At 54.1% G+C, this 18441-nt stretch carries 16 protein-coding genes; 8 read left to right on the forward strand and 8 right to left on the reverse strand.

Translation table 11 applies throughout. The features are described from left to right. The first annotated feature begins 58 nt into the window (after positions 1-58). Positions 59-1054, forward strand: coding sequence for a LacI family DNA-binding transcriptional regulator (locus KO1_RS20950; RefSeq protein ID WP_004105314.1), 996 nt, complete (start codon positions 59-61; stop codon positions 1052-1054). On the opposite strand, the gene araE is transcribed toward KO1_RS20950, so the two are convergent. Together araE and kduD are read right to left on the reverse strand one after the other, a co-directional pair. After that, complete coding sequence (gene araE, locus KO1_RS20955; RefSeq protein WP_004105316.1) at positions 1055-2473, reverse strand: arabinose-proton symporter AraE; 1419 nt, start codon at positions 2471-2473, stop codon at positions 1055-1057. It abuts the gene before it with no gap. Between the two features lie 311 nt (positions 2474-2784). Continuing rightward, positions 2785-3546 (reverse strand): 2-dehydro-3-deoxy-D-gluconate 5-dehydrogenase KduD, encoded by a 762-nt coding sequence (gene kduD / locus KO1_RS20960; protein ID WP_004105319.1) that lies wholly within the window; start codon positions 3544-3546, stop codon positions 2785-2787. Between the two features lie 542 nt (positions 3547-4088). Here kduD and KO1_RS20965 point away from each other — a divergent pair. Further along, positions 4089-5264 (forward strand): oligogalacturonate lyase family protein, encoded by a 1176-nt coding sequence (locus tag KO1_RS20965; protein ID WP_004105320.1) that lies wholly within the window; start codon positions 4089-4091, stop codon positions 5262-5264. 253 nt (positions 5265-5517) lie between these two features. Here KO1_RS20965 and KO1_RS20970 read toward each other — a convergent pair whose 3' ends face one another. The 3 genes from KO1_RS20970 to KO1_RS20980 form a co-directional block, all read right to left on the reverse strand. Further along, a complete protein-coding gene (locus tag KO1_RS20970; RefSeq protein ID WP_004105324.1) occupies positions 5518-6213 on the reverse strand; it encodes a porin in 696 nt (231 codons plus the stop codon). A 243-nt stretch (positions 6214-6456) separates the two neighbouring features. Beyond that, positions 6457-7632 carry an acetyl-CoA C-acetyltransferase gene (locus tag KO1_RS20975; RefSeq protein WP_016808901.1) on the reverse strand — a complete coding sequence of 392 codons (1176 nt, stop codon included), beginning with the start codon at positions 7630-7632 and terminating at the stop codon, positions 6457-6459. A gap of 290 nt (positions 7633-7922) precedes the next feature. Further along, positions 7923-8795 carry a LysR family transcriptional regulator gene (locus tag KO1_RS20980; RefSeq protein WP_004105330.1) on the reverse strand — a complete coding sequence of 291 codons (873 nt, stop codon included), beginning with the start codon at positions 8793-8795 and terminating at the stop codon, positions 7923-7925. Between the two features lie 96 nt (positions 8796-8891). Here KO1_RS20980 and KO1_RS20985 point away from each other — a divergent pair, with 96 nt between their 5' ends. From KO1_RS20985 to mrkJ, 6 genes are all read left to right on the forward strand, one after another. Next, positions 8892-9353 (forward strand): multidrug/biocide efflux PACE transporter, encoded by a 462-nt coding sequence (locus KO1_RS20985; RefSeq protein ID WP_024274660.1) that lies wholly within the window; start codon positions 8892-8894, stop codon positions 9351-9353. A gap of 135 nt (positions 9354-9488) precedes the next feature. Beyond that, positions 9489-10718 (forward strand): amino acid permease, encoded by a 1230-nt coding sequence (locus KO1_RS20990; protein ID WP_004105334.1) that lies wholly within the window; start codon positions 9489-9491, stop codon positions 10716-10718. A gap of 115 nt (positions 10719-10833) precedes the next feature. After that, positions 10834-11706 carry an aldo/keto reductase family oxidoreductase gene (locus tag KO1_RS20995; protein WP_024274661.1) on the forward strand — a complete coding sequence of 291 codons (873 nt, stop codon included), beginning with the start codon at positions 10834-10836 and terminating at the stop codon, positions 11704-11706. 387 nt (positions 11707-12093) lie between these two features. Continuing rightward, positions 12094-12795: a flagellar brake protein gene (locus KO1_RS21000; protein WP_004105340.1), complete on the forward strand. Its 702-nt coding sequence runs from the start codon at positions 12094-12096 to the stop codon at positions 12793-12795. A gap of 4 nt (positions 12796-12799) precedes the next feature. Continuing rightward, positions 12800-13384 carry a helix-turn-helix domain-containing protein gene (locus KO1_RS21005; RefSeq protein ID WP_024274662.1) on the forward strand — a complete coding sequence of 195 codons (585 nt, stop codon included), beginning with the start codon at positions 12800-12802 and terminating at the stop codon, positions 13382-13384. A 140-nt stretch (positions 13385-13524) separates the two neighbouring features. Beyond that, a complete protein-coding gene (gene mrkJ, locus KO1_RS21010) occupies positions 13525-14241 on the forward strand; it encodes a cyclic-di-GMP phosphodiesterase MrkJ (protein WP_004105344.1) in 717 nt (238 codons plus the stop codon). A 57-nt stretch (positions 14242-14298) separates the two neighbouring features. On the opposite strand, the gene KO1_RS21015 is transcribed toward mrkJ, so the two are convergent. Genes KO1_RS21015 through KO1_RS21025 form a run of 3 tightly spaced genes read right to left on the reverse strand, consistent with a single transcriptional unit; the run spans position 14299 to position 18436 of the window. Beyond that, positions 14299-14949 (reverse strand): fimbrial protein, encoded by a 651-nt coding sequence (locus tag KO1_RS21015; RefSeq protein WP_004115158.1) that lies wholly within the window; start codon positions 14947-14949, stop codon positions 14299-14301. A gap of 14 nt (positions 14950-14963) precedes the next feature. Continuing rightward, the gene (locus KO1_RS21020; RefSeq protein ID WP_004105348.1) at positions 14964-15959 is read right to left on the reverse strand and encodes a fimbrial protein; all 996 of its coding nucleotides are present in this window, start codon (positions 15957-15959) and stop codon (positions 14964-14966) included. Next, entirely contained in the window at positions 15950-18436 is a 2487-nt protein-coding gene (locus KO1_RS21025) for a fimbria/pilus outer membrane usher protein (RefSeq protein ID WP_004115165.1), read from the reverse strand. Before KO1_RS21025 ends, KO1_RS21020 begins: the two co-directional genes overlap by 10 nt. Between the last annotated feature and the right edge of the window lie 5 nt (positions 18437-18441).

Consider the following 18441-nt stretch of genomic DNA (forward strand, 5'->3'; position numbering starts at 1 on the left):
TTTTACATCAGTAACTTAGTAATACCCGCCGCCGACGGCAAGGGTGGAGCACTTAAATATGGCATCTCTGAAAGATGTGGCAAAGCTGGCGAATGTATCGCTGATGACGGTCTCCCGGGCGCTCAATAGCCCGGAAAGGCTCAAGCCGGAGACCCTGGCGCGCGTCCAGGCGGCAATCGAACAGACCAACTATGTCCCCGACCTGTCGGCGAAAAAAATCCGCGGCGCTCATGCGACGCCAAACACTATCGGAGTGCTGGCGCTGGATACCGTCACCACGCCATTTTCAGTAGAGATTACGCTCTCCATCGAAGAAACCGCGCGGGCGCACGGCTGGAACAGCTTCGTGGTCAATATGTTCTCTGATGATAGCCCGGAAACCATTGTCGACCTGCTGCTCTCCCATCGCCCGGATGGCATTATTTACACCACGATGGGCCTGCGTCAGGTGCCGCTTCCGGCCAAGCTGTTAACCCTCCCCTGCGTACTGGCCAACTGCGAAAGCCTGCACGATCCGGTCGCCAGCTATATTCCGGACGACGAACAGGGCCAGTATACGGCGGTACAGGCGCTGCTGGCCGCTGGCTATCGCCGCCCGCTGTGCCTGCATCTTCCGGCCAATCATCTGGCCACCGTCCGCCGCCGCGAGGGACTGGAGCGCGCCTGCCGGGAAGCGGGTATTGACCCCGATACGCTCGACCACAGCTATATGGCCTACGGCGATGAGCACTATCGCGATATTCCCGCCATCGTGCTGGCGCACATCGTTCGACAAACGCCGCAGTTCGATTCAGTGATTTGCGGCAACGACCGCATCGCGTTTATGGTTTATCAAACGCTGCTGGCGCAGGGGCTGCGCATTCCGCAGGATGTGGCGGTTGTGGGTTACGATAATATGGTGGGAATTGGCGATCTGTTTTTACCGCCGCTCTCAACGGTGCAGCTACCGCACTATGATATCGGGCGCCTGAGCGCCCTGCATATTATTAACGGCGACAGCCATCGGGAGACAGTTCGGGTTGCCAGCCCCTGGCTGCCGCGCGACTCATTATAATTAATTGCCGATATTGCGCAGTTTCTCGCCGGACATCAGCTTACGTTCAATATGTTCCAGAGTGACGTTTTTGGTTTCCGGGATCAGCCAGAAAGTCACGCCAATGAAGGCGACGTTCAGCGCGGTATAGAGCCAGAAGGTTCCCGCCGCGCCAATAGCATCCAACAGCGTCAGGAAGGTCGCGCCGATGATCATATTCGACACCCAGTTGGTGGTAGTGGAGCAGGTAATACCGAAATCGCGGCACTTCAGCGGCTGAATTTCCGAACACAGGATCCACACCACCGGCGCGGCGCTCATCGCATAGCCAGCGATGCACATCATGGTCATCCCCACCGACAGCCAGGAGAGGCCGCTGGAAGCGGTGCCGTTATCAAACTGCATCAGACAGTAGCCCAGCACCAGCGTGCCGATGGCCATCACGCTAAAGCCAATTTTCAGCGCCGGTTTACGTCCGGCCTTGTCGACGGTAAAGACGGCGATAAAGGTGGCGAACATAAAGGTCAGGCCTACCACCAGGGTCGCGACCATCTGCTGTTCCGTGGTGGTGAAACCCGCCATTTTAAAGATGCGCGGCGCGTAGTACATGATGATATTCATACCGGTAAACTGCTGCATCGCCTGCAACAGCATGCCGAGAAATACCGCCCGACGCACGTTGCGGTTGACCTTAAACAGCGCCCAGCCGCCCTGCTTCAGCTTCAGGCTTTCACGGATCTCATTCAGTTCGTCGCGGGCTTTCTCTGACGTGTCGCGCAGCATTCGCAGCACCTCTTCCGCTTCCACGTGACGCCCTTTTTCCGCCAGCCAGCGTGGGCTGTTTGGCAGAAAAATCACCAGGATAATCAGCACCACCGCAGGCAGCGCCAGCACGCCAAGCATGGCGCGCCAGTTGCCGCTGTAGCTAAACGCGGTATCTGAGAGAAACGCCATCACAATCCCGAGAGTCACCATCAGCTGATACATACTGATCATCTTCCCGCGCACGTTTTCGCTCGCCATTTCCGACAGATACAGCGGCGCGGTATACGAGGCGATCCCCACGGCAACGCCGAGAACGATCCTCGCCACCAGCAGCATTTCAACGCTGGTCGCAAATGCAGAGCCCACGGAGCCGGCGACGAACAGCACCGCGCCAACCATCAGACTGTATTTACGCCCGAGGCGGAAAGAGAGCCAGCCGTTGAATAGCGCGCCAATAGCGGCTCCCAGCATCATGCTGCTCACCACCCACTCCTGCAGGCGGCTGGATAAAACGAAATGATCGGTGATAAAGGGCAGCGCCCCGGCGATGACCCCGATATCGAGGCCAAACAGCAGACCCGCCACCGCGGCGGCAATGGAGACAAACTGATTCATACGTCGGGTATCGCGCTGCGAACGCGGCATGGTTGTAGAGTCGTGACTGATAGAGGTCATTTTTTTCCTGCCAGACGAAGTAAGACATACGATGAAACTACGGGATCGGCGGCTTAAAGTGTCAGGCTGGACAAGCCAAAGATATGGATTAAGTTGCTACAGGCAGTGGTTTTGTGATGGACATTCAACTTTGCAAAGAACAGAAAATAAGCATTTCAATCGCAGAAACCCCTGGCATACATAGATGATCACCGGAAAAACAAATAACCCATATGGACTATTCTCATTTAACGATATGGACAATACTCATTAAGACATAAAAAAACCCTGCCGAAGCAGGGTTTCTCATTGCGCGGATATCGCGGCAAAAATTAGCGCGCCAGCCAGCCGCCGTCCACCGCCACGGTATAGCCGTTGACGTAGTCAGACGCGCTGGAAGCCAGGAATACCACCGGCCCCATCAGGTCGCTCGGCAGGCCCCAGCGTCCCGCCGGGATACGGTCGAGGATTTCGCTGCTGCGCTGTTCGTCAGCGCGCAGCTGCTGGGTATTGTTGGTCGCCATATAGCCGGGCGCCAGCGCGTTAACGTTGATGCCGTGCTTAGCCCACTCGTTCGCCAGCAGACGAGTCACGCCCATCACCGCGCTTTTGGACGCCGTGTAAGACGGTACGCGGATACCGCCCTGGAAAGAGAGCATGGAAGCGATATTGATAATCTTGCCGCCGGTGCCCTGGGCAATAAAGTGTTTCGCCGCTGCCTGAGACATAAAGAACACGCTCTTAATATTCAGGTTCATGACGTCGTCCCAGTTTTTCTCGCTGAATTCGATCGCGTCTTCGCGACGAATCAGACCGGCGTTGTTAACCAGAATATCGATATGACCGAACTCAGCTACCGCGCGCTCCAGCAGCTGCGGGATGCCGTCAATCTGACGCAGGTCGGCGGTCAGGCTGAGAAAACGACGGCCCAGCGCCGTTACGCGCTCAATGGTTTCAGTCGGTTCAACAATATTGATACCGACGATGTCGCAGCCGGCTTCCGCCAGGCCGACCGCCATACCCTGGCCCAGACCGGTATCACAACCGCTCACAACGGCCACTTTGCCCTGCAGGGAGAATGCGTCAAGAATCATACTTGGTTCCTTAATCTTTCAGAGCCTGTGTAGGCACAGGCAAGGTTCTGATAGTTCAGCCTGCTGCTTACGCAGACCCTTATGGTTTGAAGAACTCTCAGGGATTTACCCTTCTAAAAATAAAACAGAGTTCCGTTTTACAGTGAGCACATCTTAGCCCCGGCTAAAGTCATTTTCAATTATTATTAAAACATCGTTTCAATTTTAAGACTGTTAAATGTTAAAAATGCAAAACAGATCACGAAGCGGTGATTGATAAACCGTGAAAACCCTATTTAACTCAATAAAATACAATGAGTTAGATGAACTTAAAAAAAAGACGAAGGATCGTAAAAAAACGGCAGGAAAACAAAGATCGTTCTGGCGAGAGCCAAAGCGGCGGCAAAAAAGTGCGATCCAGAGCAAATCGTTGTTGCGAATTGCGCCCGTCATCACAAATAATGAAACGATGTTTTGATAAATTAACACCCATCTTTTAAATCTACTTCCACTGGCCGGTCAACGCAGGCGGGCGATACCTCAGGAAGGAAAAGGAGCACATCATGGCTAAAGGCATGCGGGTTAAACTGAATTATGAAGTCAGCCGCGATCCGGACACCGGCGCGGAGATCACCCGTTTAACCCCACCGGAAGTGACATGTCATCGTAACTATTTCTATCAGAAGTGTTTTTTTAACGATGGCAGCCATTTGCTGTTTGCCGGCGAGTTCGACGGCAACTGGAACTACTATCTGCTGGATCTCGCCAAAGCCGAGGCGGTGCAGCTAACGGAAGGCGCCGGCGATAACACGTTTGGGGGCTTCCTTTCCCCGGATGATAAATCTCTTTATTACGTGAAGAACGACCGTACGCTGCTGGAGGTTAACCTCACCACCCTGCAAGAACGTGAAGTTTATCGCGTGGCCGATGACTGGGTGGGCTACGGCACCTGGGTGGCCAACAGCGATTGCACCAAACTGGTTGGCATTGAGATAGCCAAAAGCGACTGGACGCCGCTTAACGACTGGCAGATTTTCCACGATTTCTTCCACAAAGGCCCCCATTGCCGCCTGCTGCGCGTCGACCTGCAAACCGGCGAAAGCAGCGTGATCCACGAAGAGAAGAAATGGCTTGGCCATCCGATTTATCGTCCTTTCGATGACCATACCGTCGCCTTCTGCCATGAAGGGCCGCATGACCTGGTCGATGCGCGGATGTGGATGGTAAATGAAGACGGTAGCAACGTGCGTAAAGTTAAAGAGCATGCGGAAGGCGAAAGCTGCACCCATGAATTCTGGGTACCGAACGGCTCGGCGCTGGTGTACGTCTCATATCTGAAGGGGCAGCAGGGTCGCACGATCTATAGCTTCAACCCGGATACCGGCGTTAATGAAGCGGTAATGCAGATGCCGGCCTGTTCACATCTGATGAGTAACTTCGACGGCACGTTGCTGGTGGGCGATGGCTCCGGTACGCCGGTGGACGTCAAAGATACCAGCGGCTACACCATTGATAACGACCCGTATCTCTACGCTTTCGATGTCGCGAAGCAGGCTTATTTCCGCGTCGCGCGTCACGATACGTCCTGGGCAACCGTGGCTAATAGCCGCCAGGTTACCCACCCGCACCCGTCCTTTACCCCGGACGACAGCGCCATTTTGTTCAGTTCCGATAAAGACGGTAAACCCGCCGTATATATCGCGAAACTGCCGCCGCAGCCCGAAATGCTGAAGGCATAGCGTTAGCCACTGTTTGAGTTAGTGTTTCTGTAACTGGCCTTGCCCTCCTTTTGGAGGGCTTTTTTATGCCCGGCGTTTTCCCCGGATCGCGGTACCTGTCCCGGAGGCGGCGCAATGCGCCTGTCCGGGCTACATGACGTGCATATGGGGTAGCCCGGACAGGTGCGCAGCACCGCCTCCGGGAAGAGGAGTTAATACCAACAGAAAACCCCGGCTGACCGCTCCGGGGTAAACGATGAGGACATTTTTTAAGTTAGAACGAGTAGGCAACACCTACGCGGAAACGGGTCTGGCGATCGCTGCGATCGTTGACGCCGACGTTGCCGAGCTCACCGTACGGCGCCCAGTTTTTATCCAGCTTGTAGGCAACCTTGAGGTTGTACTCCTGAGAGTAAGGTTTATTGTCGTTGCGTTTAACCCCTTCGGTACTGCGCGCATAAACATAGTTCAGTTCGGCACGCCAGTCGCCGAACACGTAACCGGCCCACGCATCGCCACGGTTGACTTTATCATCCTCTTTCCCTGCATTCGCCGGGTAGCGGGTGTAGTCATAACGATAACGGGCGGCAACGTAGAAACCATTGTCGAAGCTGTATTGCACGCGCAGATTCGGCTTGTAGATTGAGCGGCTATCGTTACTTTCAATATTGAACCCCGGCGTGACCGAGAAGTTCTTGTTAGCCTTCCACTGCCAGCTAATGCTCTCTTCATGACCATTACCGACGAAATCAGAATAAGGCTGGCTGGTGTTATCGCCGCCCGACTTCCACTTCGCCTCAACGGAGAAGCCAAAGCCGTTAGCGAAACGATGGGAGACGGAGACGCGGTCAGCGTTGGTCTTATCCGTTTTGCCTCCATCAATGAATTCGTGACGTAAATCTACCGTGACTGCCGAAGCTGCGAAAGACATGCCACAGAGTGCAGCAAGGGCCAGAGATCTTGCGAACATAAATTACCCCTCATAATTAAAATATCGTTTCGTTTTTATAAAACCGCATTTTATTTTTTAGGCAATAATGTTTTAGTGATCGCGATCGTAATTATTTGTTTCAAAAAAGGTGGCACAAAAAGACGTGACAAAGCTCAACAAAATAGAGCGTTACAAAGGAATTTTCAGGAGGGAAATGCCTGGCGGTAAAAACAAAAAAGCCTCCATCGGGAGGCTCAGTTTACTCACATCAGAAAGGGCTTATTAACGTTCAACCGCCAGGGCCACGCCCTGACCGCCGCCGATGCACAGCGTGGCCAGCCCTTTGCGAGCATCGCGTTTAATCATCTCGTGCACCAGTGAAACCAGAATACGGCAGCCGGAAGCGCCAATGGGGTGGCCCAGCGCAATCGCGCCGCCGTTCACGTTCACCCGCCGCTCGTCCCATTCCAGCACCCTACCCACCGAAATGGCCTGGGCGGCAAAGGCTTCGTTGGCTTCAATCAAATCGACTTCATCCAGCTTCCAGCCCGCTCGCTCAAGGCAGCGGCGGGTAGCATGGACCGGGGCGATGCCCATTAGCGCCGGATCGACGCCCACGCTGGCGAAGGCGCGGATGCGCGCCAGAATCGGCAGCCCCAGCTCCTCTGCTTTGGCTTCGCTCATCATCATTACCGCCGCCGCGCCATCGTTAATGCTTGAGGCATTCCCTGCGGTGACCGAGCCCTGCAGGTCAAAGGTCGGAAGCAGGCTGGCGAGCGCTTCAGCGCTGGGGTCAACGCGCGGTTGTTCATCGGTGTCCACCAGGCGGAGGGTACCGTTGAGTTCACTGGCTACCGGCACGATTTCATCGCGAAAACGACCGGAATCAATCGCCCGCCGCGCTTTATGCTGCGAGCTGAGCGCCCAGGCGTCCTGTAGTTCACGGCTAATGTTGTACTCGCGCGCCAGATTCTCCGCCGTCACCCCCATATGATAATCATTGAACGCATCCCACAGGCCGTCGTGGACGAGGCTATCGATAAGCTGACTATTGCCCAACTGCGCGCCGGTACGGCTGTCGGTCAGCACGTGCGGAGCGCGGCTCATATTCTCCTGCCCGCCGGCGATAACCACGTCCGCTTCGCCGCACTGAATCGCCTGCGTGGCCAGGTGCAGCGCCTTGAGCCCGGAACCGCATACATCGTTAATGGTAATGGCAGAAACGGTATTGGGCAGCCCGCCGCGGATTGCCGACTGGCGCGCAGGATTCTGGCCGGTGCCCGCAGTCAGTACCTGGCCGAGGATCACTTCATCTATACTCTGGGGATCGACGCCGCTGCGCTCAACTAACGCCTTGACGACCACGCTGCCCAGCTCTACCGCGGAATGACGCGATAACGTGCCCTGAAAACAGCCGATGGGCGTTCGCAACGCGCCGACAATTACGACATCTTTCATCCTCTACCTCTGCTCCGCCTCTGCGCAAAGAAACAGCATCATAGTAGTGAATTGTTATCAAAAAATTTCGCAATTGTTTAAAAAAAGTGAGGAGAATCACAAAGATTGTGGGCGATTTTAGCGCTTGCGGCTGGCGACAACGCCATTGTTACGCATCGTGCAGGCATTGTTGGCAGGTGGCGCCTTACCTGCCTGACGAAAAGCAGCCCCGCGCAATCAATATCGGGCCAGCTAGCGGCACCGAAGCCCCGCAAGGTATCGGCCGCCGGGCGATGCGAAAATAATGGGCGCTATTCACGCCGATGCCCCTGCAGATGCTGACGCAGCCAGCTTCCCGCCTCTCCCGGCGGCGCCTTTTTATTCCACAGCAAATCGGTCGATATCACCCGCGGCCAACCGGCAATGTCCAGCGCCACCAGACTGCCGCTACCGGCAAACTCCTCCACCAGCGCGCTGGGCAAAATACACCATCCCAGCCCCTGAGCCGCCATGCTGAACAGCAGAAGATAGTTAGGCGCCGACCATACCAGCCCGCGTGCCGGTTCCGTCGTGTTTTCCAGATAGGTGCTCAGTCGCAGCTCGCGCCAGCTAAACAGCTCGTCACGGGTCACCCTGCCCTGGGCCGCCAGCGGATGCCGGGGAGCCACGTAAATAGCCATTTCGGTTTGCATCGGCAGCCGGATGCTGCCGATTTCTGTCGGGTAGTTATCTCTGGCCTCAATCAGCCCCACCTGCGCCCGCTCCTTTTGTAGCAGGTCGATAACATCGTCATCTTCGCCAATCAGGCACTCAAATTCGGTATGCGGAAAATGGCGATCGAACTGCGCCAGCAGATCTTCCAGCACATCGGGATGCAGCGTATCGGAGAGCACAAAGGTCAGACGCGCTTCCGTCTTACCGGACAGCGAAATTGCCAGCTCATCAAGCCTGTCGCTGGCCGCCAGAATCGCTTTCACGTAGCTGAGCACCTGCTCGCCCTGCGGCGTCAGCGCGGGCTGCCTGGCGGTACGATCGAACAACGTCACCCCTAGATCGGCTTCCAGGTTGGCGATCGCGGTGCTGATGGTGGACTGGCTTTTGCGCAGCCGCCGCGCCGCGGCAGAAAATGAACCGCAGGCGACGGCTTCGACGAAAGCGGTAAGGGCTTCGGGAGAGTAGCGCATGAACTATCTACTTTATCGATGGATACTATCTTTTGTTTATCACATTTATCCATAAAATGCCGGATATTTCCTTATAATATTTGGAGGCAACGAGCCATGCAACAACGACATGTTCAGCGCAAAACGCTGACGGAACGGGTTATCCACGCTATCAGCTTTGAAGGCCTGGCGACGCTGATCCTCGCCCCTACCGCCGCGTGGCTTATGCAGCGCTCGGTCGTGGAAATGGGCGGACTGAGTATCCTGCTCGCCACGCTGGCGATGGTCTGGAACATTATCTATAACGCCCTATTCGATCGCCTGTGGCCGGCCTCCCGGGTCGTGCGGAACCTGCGGGTCCGCGCGCTGCACGCTCTCGGCTTCGAGTCAGGCTTTATTATTATTGGCGTCACCATGGTCGCGCTGGTACTGGGCGTCTCGCTGATGCAGGCATTTATGCTGGAAATTGGCTTTATGCTGTTTTTCCTTCCCTACACCATGGCGTTTAACTGGGTCTGGGATATGCTGCGCGAACGCATCATAAAGGTTCGCCAGCAGCGAATCGCCGCCCGCCAGTAATTTTTGCAACGCGCCCGGCCGGTAACGGGCGCTCCGCGGCTTCACTTCTTCGCCAGAAACTATCGCCCCAGCTCATCCATAAATGTGATAAATTGCACTCCTTTTTGTTCGTTTTCTGGTTGATAAAGTCGCATAATGTCTAAAATTTGGTCTAAAGAAGAAACTCTGTGGAGTTTCGCCTTATATGGCACTGCTGTAGGCGCTGGCACGTTATTCTTGCCGATCCAACTGGGATCCGCTGGCGCCATCGTTCTGTTCATCACCGCGCTGGTCGCCTGGCCGCTGACCTACTGGCCGCATAAAGCGCTGAGCCAGTTCATTCTTTCCGCTAACATCGCTCCGGGCGCGGGGATCACCGGCGCCGTTAATCACTATTACGGTAAAAAGATCGGCAGCCTGATCACCGGTCTCTATTTTCTCGCCTTTTTCGTGGTCGTGCTGATTTACGCCGTCGCCATCACCAACTCGCTTGCGGAACAGCTTGCCAGACACGTGCCCATCACTTCGCAAATACGCGCGCTTCTCAGTCTGGGCGTGGTGCTGGTGCTGAATCTGATCTTTTTAATGGGCCGCCACGTCACGATTAAAGTCATGGGCTTTTTGGTCTTTCCGCTGATCGCCTGTTTCCTGTTTCTCTCCATCTATTTAATGGGCAGCTGGCAGCCAGCCTACCTGACCAGCCAGATGCAGCTGTCTTCGCACACGTTCCACCAAATCTGGATCTCTATTCCCGTGATGGTTTTCGCTTTTAGCCATACGCCGATCATTTCGACTTTTGCTATCGATCAGCAGGAGAAATATGGCGAGCAGGCCATGGGTAAATGCAAAAAAATCATGAAGGTGGCCTACACCCTCATCTGCGCCAGCGTGCTGTTTTTCGTCTTCAGCTGCCTGCTGTCGATACCGGCCACCTATATTCAAACCGCGCGTGATGAAGGGGTCACGATTCTTTCCGCGCTGTCGATGATGCCGGGTTCACCGGCGTGGCTGGCGGTCACCGGGATTATTGTGGCGGTGGTAGCGATGTCGAAATCGTTCCTCGGCACCTATTTTGGCGTGATTGAAGGCGCCAGCGAAATGGTCAAAACCGCTCTCGCCCAGGCGGGGATTCGTAAAAGCCGCGCCTTTAATCGGGCGATGTCGATCCTGCTGGTCTCGACGCTGACCTTCGCGGTGTGCTTTATCAATCCCAACGCCATCTCAATGATTTATGCGATCAGCGGCCCGCTTATTGCGATGATCCTGTTCATCATGCCCACCCTGTCCACGTATCTTATTCCGGCGCTGAAGCCTTACCGTTCAGTGGGTAACTTCATCACCCTGGTGGTCGGTTTGCTCTGCGTATCGGTGATGTTTTTTAGCTAGTCCCTGACGTGCGGCGAATTCTTTATTCGCCGCACGTTCTGCCAATATTCTCATCCCACCACTCTCCCTGACGGCATACACTTATCCTTTGCATACAATGAAAGCGAGGATGGCTATGTCCAGCGTAAAATTATCCGGTACCGCGACATTAGGCGATCGTCAGGTTTATCGCCTGGGATACGGGGCGATGCAGCTTGCGGGACCCGGCGTCTTCGGTCCGCCAAAAGATCCGCAAACCGCTATCCGCGTCCTGCAGGAAGCGGTCGAGTCGGGAGTTAATCATATCGATACCTCCGATTTTTACGGCCCCCACATCACTAATCAGCTTATTCGCCAGGCGCTGCATCCCTACCCCGACGATCTGTGTATCGTGACCAAAGTCAGCGCCCGCCGGGACGATAAAGGCAACTGGCTACCCGCCATGTCGCCCGCGGAGCTCACTCAGGCGGTAGAGGATAATCTGCGCAATCTGGGTCTCGACGTGCTGGAGGTGGTGAATCTGCGCAGTATGCTCGGCACTCACGGCCCGGTTGAGGGGTCGCTGGAAGGGCCTTTAACCACCCTGCTGGAGCTGAAAGAACGCGGACTGATTCGCCATATCGGACTGAGTAACGTCACCGCCAGACAGGTAAGCGATGCGCAAAAAATGACGCCTGTCGCCTGCGTTCAGAACCAGTACAACGTAGCAAACCGTCAGGATGACCCGCTTATCGACGAGCTGGCGGCGCAGAATATCGTCTGGGTCCCTTTTTTCCCGCTGGGCGGCTTTACCCCGCTCCAGGCCCGGGAGCTTAATGAAGTTGCCGCTTCGCTGGATGCCACGCCGATGCAGGTAGCGCTGGCCTGGCTGCTCCAGCGCTCGCCAAATATTCTGCTTATTCCGGGCACCTCTTCGCTACAGCACCTGCACGAAAATCTTGCCGCCGCGGAATTAACCCTTCCGGCCGATGCGTTAGCCATTCTGGATAACCTCCAGCCTCACGCCTGATTCTCAGGCTTCTGCCAATGGATATTCGCAGAAGCCTGCTCCTCAATATTTGCCTGGAATTACCTTTACGCCACTGGCACTATACATCCTACAATTAGGTGTTATCTGCATTATTCCTTCACGGATAACCCCTATGCAAAGCATAGCTTTATCCTTTTCCGACTGGCCTCCTAAATGGAGGCTTCTGTCGTTTTTGTCTCGCCAAACTTTTTGAACTCTTGATTACAGGAAAAACAATATCACATTCAAAGTTTATACAAATCAATTTAGCTGCAAAGATAGCTAACAACATCAAACGCTCATAAAAACATCTGGTTAACACAATCAGAATGTTTGTATTGCCATATAAAAAATCAACCACACAATAACAATTTACAAGGATTTCACATGACAGAGGGAACGATAAAGACGAGTAAGTATGAAATCATTGCTATTTTCAGGGAAGAGCTTCGAAAGCAGGCGGAGATAGAAGTTTTTGTTAATAACAAAAGCACGATAACCCAGCTGACGCGGGTGGATTTTGCCGAGTTTCATATCACCACCACCTGCAAAATCCCCGCCGGGCATAAAGTTAAATTTATTCTGCATAGCGATTCAGGGAAAATCGAATTTTGCTCTACGCTAAAGAAAATCTATGCCAGCAGCGAAGGGAAAGGCAATAAAGTCGCGTTTACCCTGCCTGAATGTATCCAGGTGGTCCAGCGCCGCCGCGATCCCCGATTCCGTCTGCGCCACGAGCATGAATTCTTCTGTCACGGCAGGCACAAAAATGGAGAAAATTATCTTTTCGAAATCAAAGACATTTCGGATGGCGGCTGCGCGCTGATGACCCAAAGCCCTAATCTGAAATTCCTCAGCCATAACGCCATTCTCAAGAATGCGATCCTCGCCCTCGCCGAATATGGCGAAGTTACCGTAGATTTAGTCATAAAAAACGTTGTCATGGTGACTTTAGATGATAACGAGAAGCCGGACAGCTACTACCAGATTTCTTGTCAGTTTAAATTTCGTAACCTCGATAACAAGAAGAGAATTGAGAAAGTGCTGCTCGACTTGATTATGGAAGCCAAAAGAAAAAAGAGAGTCTGAACCCTTGGACAGTATATTACTCTACACTGATGACAATATCATTGGACAAGCCATTCACGATTATATGATCGATCGCGCCAGGCGCATCACGACCCTGAACTTTCAGGATATTGTCAAAGGTATCTGCGCCCCACCGACCGCGACGGTCATTATCAATATCATTCACAAAGATATCTCTGCGGCCACCACGGTCGCATTACTCAACACTCTACGAAAGCGCCTGACGCACTGCGCGCTGCTGGTGCTGATTGTAAAAAGCGAGCTCTCCAGCCTGTTTCGGGAACTGATTGATATGGACAACCTTATGATTCTTACAGAAAAATCTTCTTTGTCAGACTATTCAGCTATCCTCAGCAAACCCTTGACCGCCGAAGGCTGCCAGGCGTTATGCACCCAACGCAGGCTGACCGCCAGGGAGCTTCAGGTACTGGAGTTAATCATCGCCTGCAACAACAGCAAACGAATCGCAGCGCTCCTTGATATTGACCACAAAACGGTACACAGCCACCGGGTACATATTATGAAAAAATTGGGAATGAATAGCTCACGAATAATGCATAAAAGCATAGTCAATATGTATCACTGCTGAGACTAAAAATATGTGGGTGACCAATCAAAAGCCGATCATTTATTGGCAATCAGCCTTTAATAATCATTCCCATTGGCAGAAAGGTCACCTATAATAATATTACCCTCTCCTGACCTCTGACCCCATTTTGACGAGAGATAATGAACGCAACTCTGTTTACCAGCCATAATCTATCACGTAGCGATATATCCGTGCGTTATGTCTTTCAAAAGATGTTTTCCCCAAAAGGCACGCTCGTCGCCGTTGAATGCCTGAGTCGTTTTGACCGCCTGGCGATATCTCCGGAAAACTTCTTCCGCTATGCCAATACTGGTTTACGTGAAAGCATTTTTATGGAACAACTGGCGCTTATCGAAAAACATAAACAGTGGTTTAATAAAAACGGCATCTCGGCAACCATCAATGTTGATGACCATATTCTTAGCGTATTGCTAAGGCCGGAGATTAAAACGCTGGTCGACCATATCGGCTGCGTTCATTTTGAAGTTACCGAGAACTCCAACAAATTATTGAATAATGCTCTCGCCGCCTGGAATGATCCGCAAAGCACCACGCTCTGGCTCGATGATTTCGGTTCAGGCAACGCGGGTATTAGCGCTATTTGCGGTTATCACTTTGATTATGTCAAAATCGATAAAGATTTTTTCTGGCATTTAATGCATAAAGAGTTTGGTCGGCCATTAATGGATGCGCTGGTCACGTTCCTTTCCCGTAACCACCATAACGTGATTATTGAGGGCGTAGAAAGCGAAGCGCATAAGAAATGGTTACAGGGTATGGAGTGGTTTGCTATTCAGGGCCATTACTGGCAGGAAGTCAGCATTGAACAACTGGTCCAGGAAAAGATCGCAGTTTAAAAAAATGCCGGAAAATTCCGGCATCAATATTATCCCTCGGGCCATCCCATCGGCGACTCAATTATAAACCAGCTCCCAGGTCGCCCAACTGGTCAACGGACCGCTGGTGGCTTTTTCCGGGGCTGGCGTCACGTAGCCAATGTAATAAGTAAATACGCCGCCATCTACCGCCTTTTCTACCAGCGGTACGCGGTTTTGTTGAGGATCGGCCGGAACAATTTTATTGCTTTTATCCAACGTATTATTGTCGTTGGTTGAGAGCGCGAGGAAGATATGGCTGGCCCCGTCCGCTCGCGTATTCGCCAGATAACCGGCATTTTCATTGCTGACCGCCTTGACCATATATCCATCAACCCAGCGTACGCTGACCAGGCGGATCTCATCTTTATCGGCCGCGCCGCCGTCGTACCGTAGCTGGCAGTTAGAGAGCTCCAGGGTAAAGGGCTGCGGTTTCATAAATGCGCCGGCGCCGCGATCGTGCACTTCCGCCAGGCTGACCGGTGCCAGCCAGACGCTGCCGCTCCCCGCGTTGTGACCGCCGTTGAGCGCCACGCTACAGGAAATATCGGTCACTCGTCCGGCAAAATCCACCCGCCCGCGATCGTAATTGGTTTCGAAACCCCACGCCGTTGAGGCCATCAGCGCCCCGCTTATCAGGGTCAGCTGAATGAGTCGTTTGCTAATTTTGAATCGTGCTGCATCACTCATACCCGCCTCCCGAATTAATCGTACGTCAGGTTAAAGATCATGTGCGACTCCACCTCACCGGTACTGGTGGTCGGCGCATATTGATAGAAACGCGCATGCAGAGGCAGGGTGATATAGCGGGTCTCCTGCGTGCGCAGCGTACCGACGCTGTACTTTTTGTTGAACTCCAGCGGCACGCCATCTTTCAAAACCTGAATACCAATCCCTTTCGCCAGCGAGCTACCGGATTTTTCATTCAGCAGCGCGCCTCGGGCGTTCGTGGTGCCGGTCGCCAGCGTACCGGAAAATGAGGTCTGGATATTGGCATACCCCGACTCGCTTAATCCGCCGCTGCACTGAAGCTCAATATTAAAATCCTTACCTCCGGCGGTAGTGCCGACGCCGTTAAGATCGCTGCGCTTAATGGTGCCAACATCAACGTTCATATTCTTGCCGCTCAAGATAGTGCATGAGGGCGACACCACGGTGATCGCGTTGGCGCTCAGGTACGTCACCAGAATCGGGTTGTTACCGTTCTCCCAGTCATAAGAGGTATATTTCCCCGCCGCCAGAGTACCGCTCCCGGTCACGCTGGCAGTTTTAATCACTTCCAGCGTAAAGCGTGAGCCTTCCAGCGAGTAATTCGTGGTCCTGCTGGCGTAGCTCGAGTAAACATCCGGGTAGATAATATTCACCGTCGCCCCGCCGCGGCTAAAGCGCAGGCCGATACCGGGCACGTTGGTAGAGTAAATTTTATTTCCCAGATCCGTCGCGCCGGTGGAAACGATTTTGGCCGCAAAGCGGTTATTGCCGCTGCTGCAGCTATAGCTGGCCCCGCCCGGCGCCGACATAGTCCAGTTACGGGAAACGATCACCGATCCTACCGGCAGGTCCGGTGGAACCACCACCCTCCCCACCACCATGTCGAGGTTAACGGTCGGCTGCGACAGACGCGTACAGTACGCCCATGCCGACGTGGTTCCCATCGCCATTAAGCCAATAAAAAGCGTCAGTTTTTTCATTAGCGACATAGCGTTTCCTTTGTTTTTTGCTGACTTAACTCTACCGAACACTGTCCACCGCTCCATTTGACCGTAGCCTGCGGCGCGCTGGCGTCGCTGATAAACATCATGCTGCCCTGGCCCACCACGCCAATCTCTTTCCCGGATGGGGCATATATCGTGGCGGCGAACGGTAACGGCAGGCCGTTTGCCTGGCGCGCCTGCAGAGTGATGTTGTTCTGCACCGTGGTATCGAAAGAGACCTTAACCACGCTCCCTTCCCACGGCACGACCTGCGCCACGGTACTGCCGAAGGCGACGTCGTCGCTGCTGCCTTTGGGATCAATTTCAACCGAGTTAATCCGGTAAGGCCGCAGATACGGCAGGATGGCATAGCCGTTGCTGTCGATGCGGGTCCCCGGCGAACCGGGCAGCATCGCGCCTGCGGCATCTTTTGCTTCAATCAGCGCCATCGTGGTGCCGCTTTCCGGCGAGAACACGACGCCATGCCGATGAGCAATTAGCGTTCCGCTGGCGCCCACGCCGCTCTGGCGATACCCTTCGCCCTGGCTATAGCTGCCGTTCAGCGTGGTCCACGGGGTACGGTAGCTGCCGTTCAGCGCCACGTCGTGCTGGCCGCCGGTCGAGGTCGTTGTCGACACGCCGTAGTTGAGGTTATTTTCGCTATCCAGCGAACCGTTGACCCCAATCTGCGAGCTGGCGAAGCGCGAGTTATTAAACGAGGTGTTTGACGTCAGGTTAGCCGTACGGTTTTCGCCGAACCATAGCGGGTAGCTAAAGTTGAGTGAAACGCGATCGTCACGACGGTGGCCGGAGCTATCCGGGGTATAGACGCGCTGGGCGCTGACCGACCACGAGAGCCGACCGTACATGTTGTTGTAACTAAACTGGTACTGCTTTTCCGTTCCCGAACGGTTCCAGTAATCCGCCACCCGACCGCTAAGGTAAAAACCGCCCCAGCCGTCCGGCAGATTCTGGTTAACGGTAAACGTCATCCCGTTTTTCTGCCGCCATACGGTGTAGCTGCTGCGGTGGTTCTTTTCCTGATCGACGGCGTACAGCGCGTCGTTCAGGTTGTAGTAGCCTTTGGTGGAGTAGCGATACGCCGCCAGCACGATACTGGTCTGGGTTTCGGTAAACATACGGTTAAAGGTGGCGCGATAGCTCTGCCCCTGCTCATCAAGGGTATCGCTCTTCAGCCGCGAGTGGGTAACGTCGAAGGAGAGCGCGCCGATGCCGGTATTCATCCCGGTTCCCAGCAGGAAGGCCTGATAGTCATCAAAGCCGGTGACGCCGGTATAGCCGGTGAACAGGTTATTCAAACCGTGCTGAAAGGTTCCCTGGTAAAGCATCGGTTTATTACGCAGGGAACTATCGTCGACCTTACCGGCAGAAAGCGCATAGCGGGTCATTCCCGGACGCAGCAGCTGCGCCACTGAGGCGTAAGGTACGCTGAACACCTCAACCGAACCGTCGGCCTCTTTTACCGATACTTCAAGATCGCTACCGTAGCCGGAAGGATAGACATCCTGCAGGGTAAACGGCCCCGGCGGTACCGTAGTCTGATAGATAATATTGCTGCCCTGGCGCACCGTCACCAGGGCATTGCTTTGCGCTACGCCGCGAATTTCGGGAGCGTAAGAGCGCATGCCGTCCGGGAACATATTGTCATCGGTCGCCAGGTTGACCCCGCGCAGGCCAATCGTGTCGAAGAACTCGCCGCTGGTAAAAATCTGCCCGCCGCTGACTATCGAATTAATCTGCGGAACAGGACGCTGCAGCCAGGTCTGGTTGCTGTTCCAGTGAGCTTTCCCCTGCTGCTGCTGCCAGTTCAGGTTACCGATATGCTTGAGCAGCCAGCCGTCCCACGACAGGCCCGCGTTAACGCCAAGGTACGCGCTGCTGTTATCAGAGCCGTTGTTCGACGACGTGTGGCTATTCCAGGCGTTCGCCATCCAGCCTAAATTCAGCGCCGCAACGCCTTTATCCCAGAATTCCGGGCTGACAAAGTTTTTCAGGCGCTGATCTTCATAGATTTGCGGTACGGAAATATCCAGTCGCAGAGAGGACTGAATCAGCGTGTCTTTAACATTATCTTCGTTACGCCACTCCTGCAGGCGTCCGCAGAATCCCTCTTTTTCGCTGAGCTGCGGGTTAAACTTTTCTGGCGAGATCCCGTACTGCATCAGCATCGCTTTGGTGTAGCAGACGCCCATTTTGCCATCTTTACCGGCAGTGATTTTCAGGTCGTAGCGCCCTTTCCATTCGCCGTTGGTATACACATCGAGGGAATAGACGCCCTCGCTGATAGCGCTGGTCGAGAAGCGCGACAGGTCGACCTTTTCGCGACTACCGACGATAAAACCATCGTTAAACTGATAGACCGTTCCCGGGTTTTCCTGTCCGCTGGAAAATGGCGGAAAGCAGCACAGCGCAACCGCAATCGTCGTGCTTAATCTTCCCGGGCAGATTGACCTCTGCTTCATGATCG

This window comes from Klebsiella oxytoca NBRC 105695 (assembly GCF_001598695.1).
Taxonomy (GTDB): domain Bacteria; phylum Pseudomonadota; class Gammaproteobacteria; order Enterobacterales; family Enterobacteriaceae; genus Klebsiella; species Klebsiella oxytoca.

Excerpts from the sequence above, each read along its gene's own strand:
- KO1_RS20980 (WP_004105330.1), bottom strand. The coding sequence starts at position 8,795 with ATGCGCTACTCTCCCGAAGCCCTTACCGCTTTCGTCGAAGCCGTCGCC.
- KO1_RS21000 (WP_004105340.1), top strand. The coding sequence starts at position 12,094 with ATGACAGAGGGAACGATAAAGACGAGTAAGTATGAAATCATTGCTATT.
- KO1_RS21020 (WP_004105348.1), bottom strand. The coding sequence starts at position 15,959 with ATGTCGCTAATGAAAAAACTGACGCTTTTTATTGGCTTAATGGCGATG.
- KO1_RS20965 (WP_004105320.1), top strand. The coding sequence starts at position 4,089 with ATGGCTAAAGGCATGCGGGTTAAACTGAATTATGAAGTCAGCCGCGAT.
- KO1_RS20995 (WP_024274661.1), top strand. The coding sequence starts at position 10,834 with ATGTCCAGCGTAAAATTATCCGGTACCGCGACATTAGGCGATCGTCAG.
- KO1_RS20950 (WP_004105314.1), top strand. The coding sequence starts at position 59 with ATGGCATCTCTGAAAGATGTGGCAAAGCTGGCGAATGTATCGCTGATG.
- KO1_RS20970 (WP_004105324.1), bottom strand. The coding sequence starts at position 6,213 with ATGTTCGCAAGATCTCTGGCCCTTGCTGCACTCTGTGGCATGTCTTTC.
- KO1_RS21025 (WP_004115165.1), bottom strand. The coding sequence starts at position 18,436 with ATGAAGCAGAGGTCAATCTGCCCGGGAAGATTAAGCACGACGATTGCG.
- araE (WP_004105316.1), bottom strand. The coding sequence starts at position 2,473 with ATGACCTCTATCAGTCACGACTCTACAACCATGCCGCGTTCGCAGCGC.
- mrkJ (WP_004105344.1), top strand. The coding sequence starts at position 13,525 with ATGAACGCAACTCTGTTTACCAGCCATAATCTATCACGTAGCGATATA.
- KO1_RS20990 (WP_004105334.1), top strand. The coding sequence starts at position 9,489 with ATGTCTAAAATTTGGTCTAAAGAAGAAACTCTGTGGAGTTTCGCCTTA.
- kduD (WP_004105319.1), bottom strand. The coding sequence starts at position 3,546 with ATGATTCTTGACGCATTCTCCCTGCAGGGCAAAGTGGCCGTTGTGAGC.
- KO1_RS20975 (WP_016808901.1), bottom strand. The coding sequence starts at position 7,632 with ATGAAAGATGTCGTAATTGTCGGCGCGTTGCGAACGCCCATCGGCTGT.
- KO1_RS21015 (WP_004115158.1), bottom strand. The coding sequence starts at position 14,949 with ATGAGTGATGCAGCACGATTCAAAATTAGCAAACGACTCATTCAGCTG.
- KO1_RS20985 (WP_024274660.1), top strand. The coding sequence starts at position 8,892 with ATGCAACAACGACATGTTCAGCGCAAAACGCTGACGGAACGGGTTATC.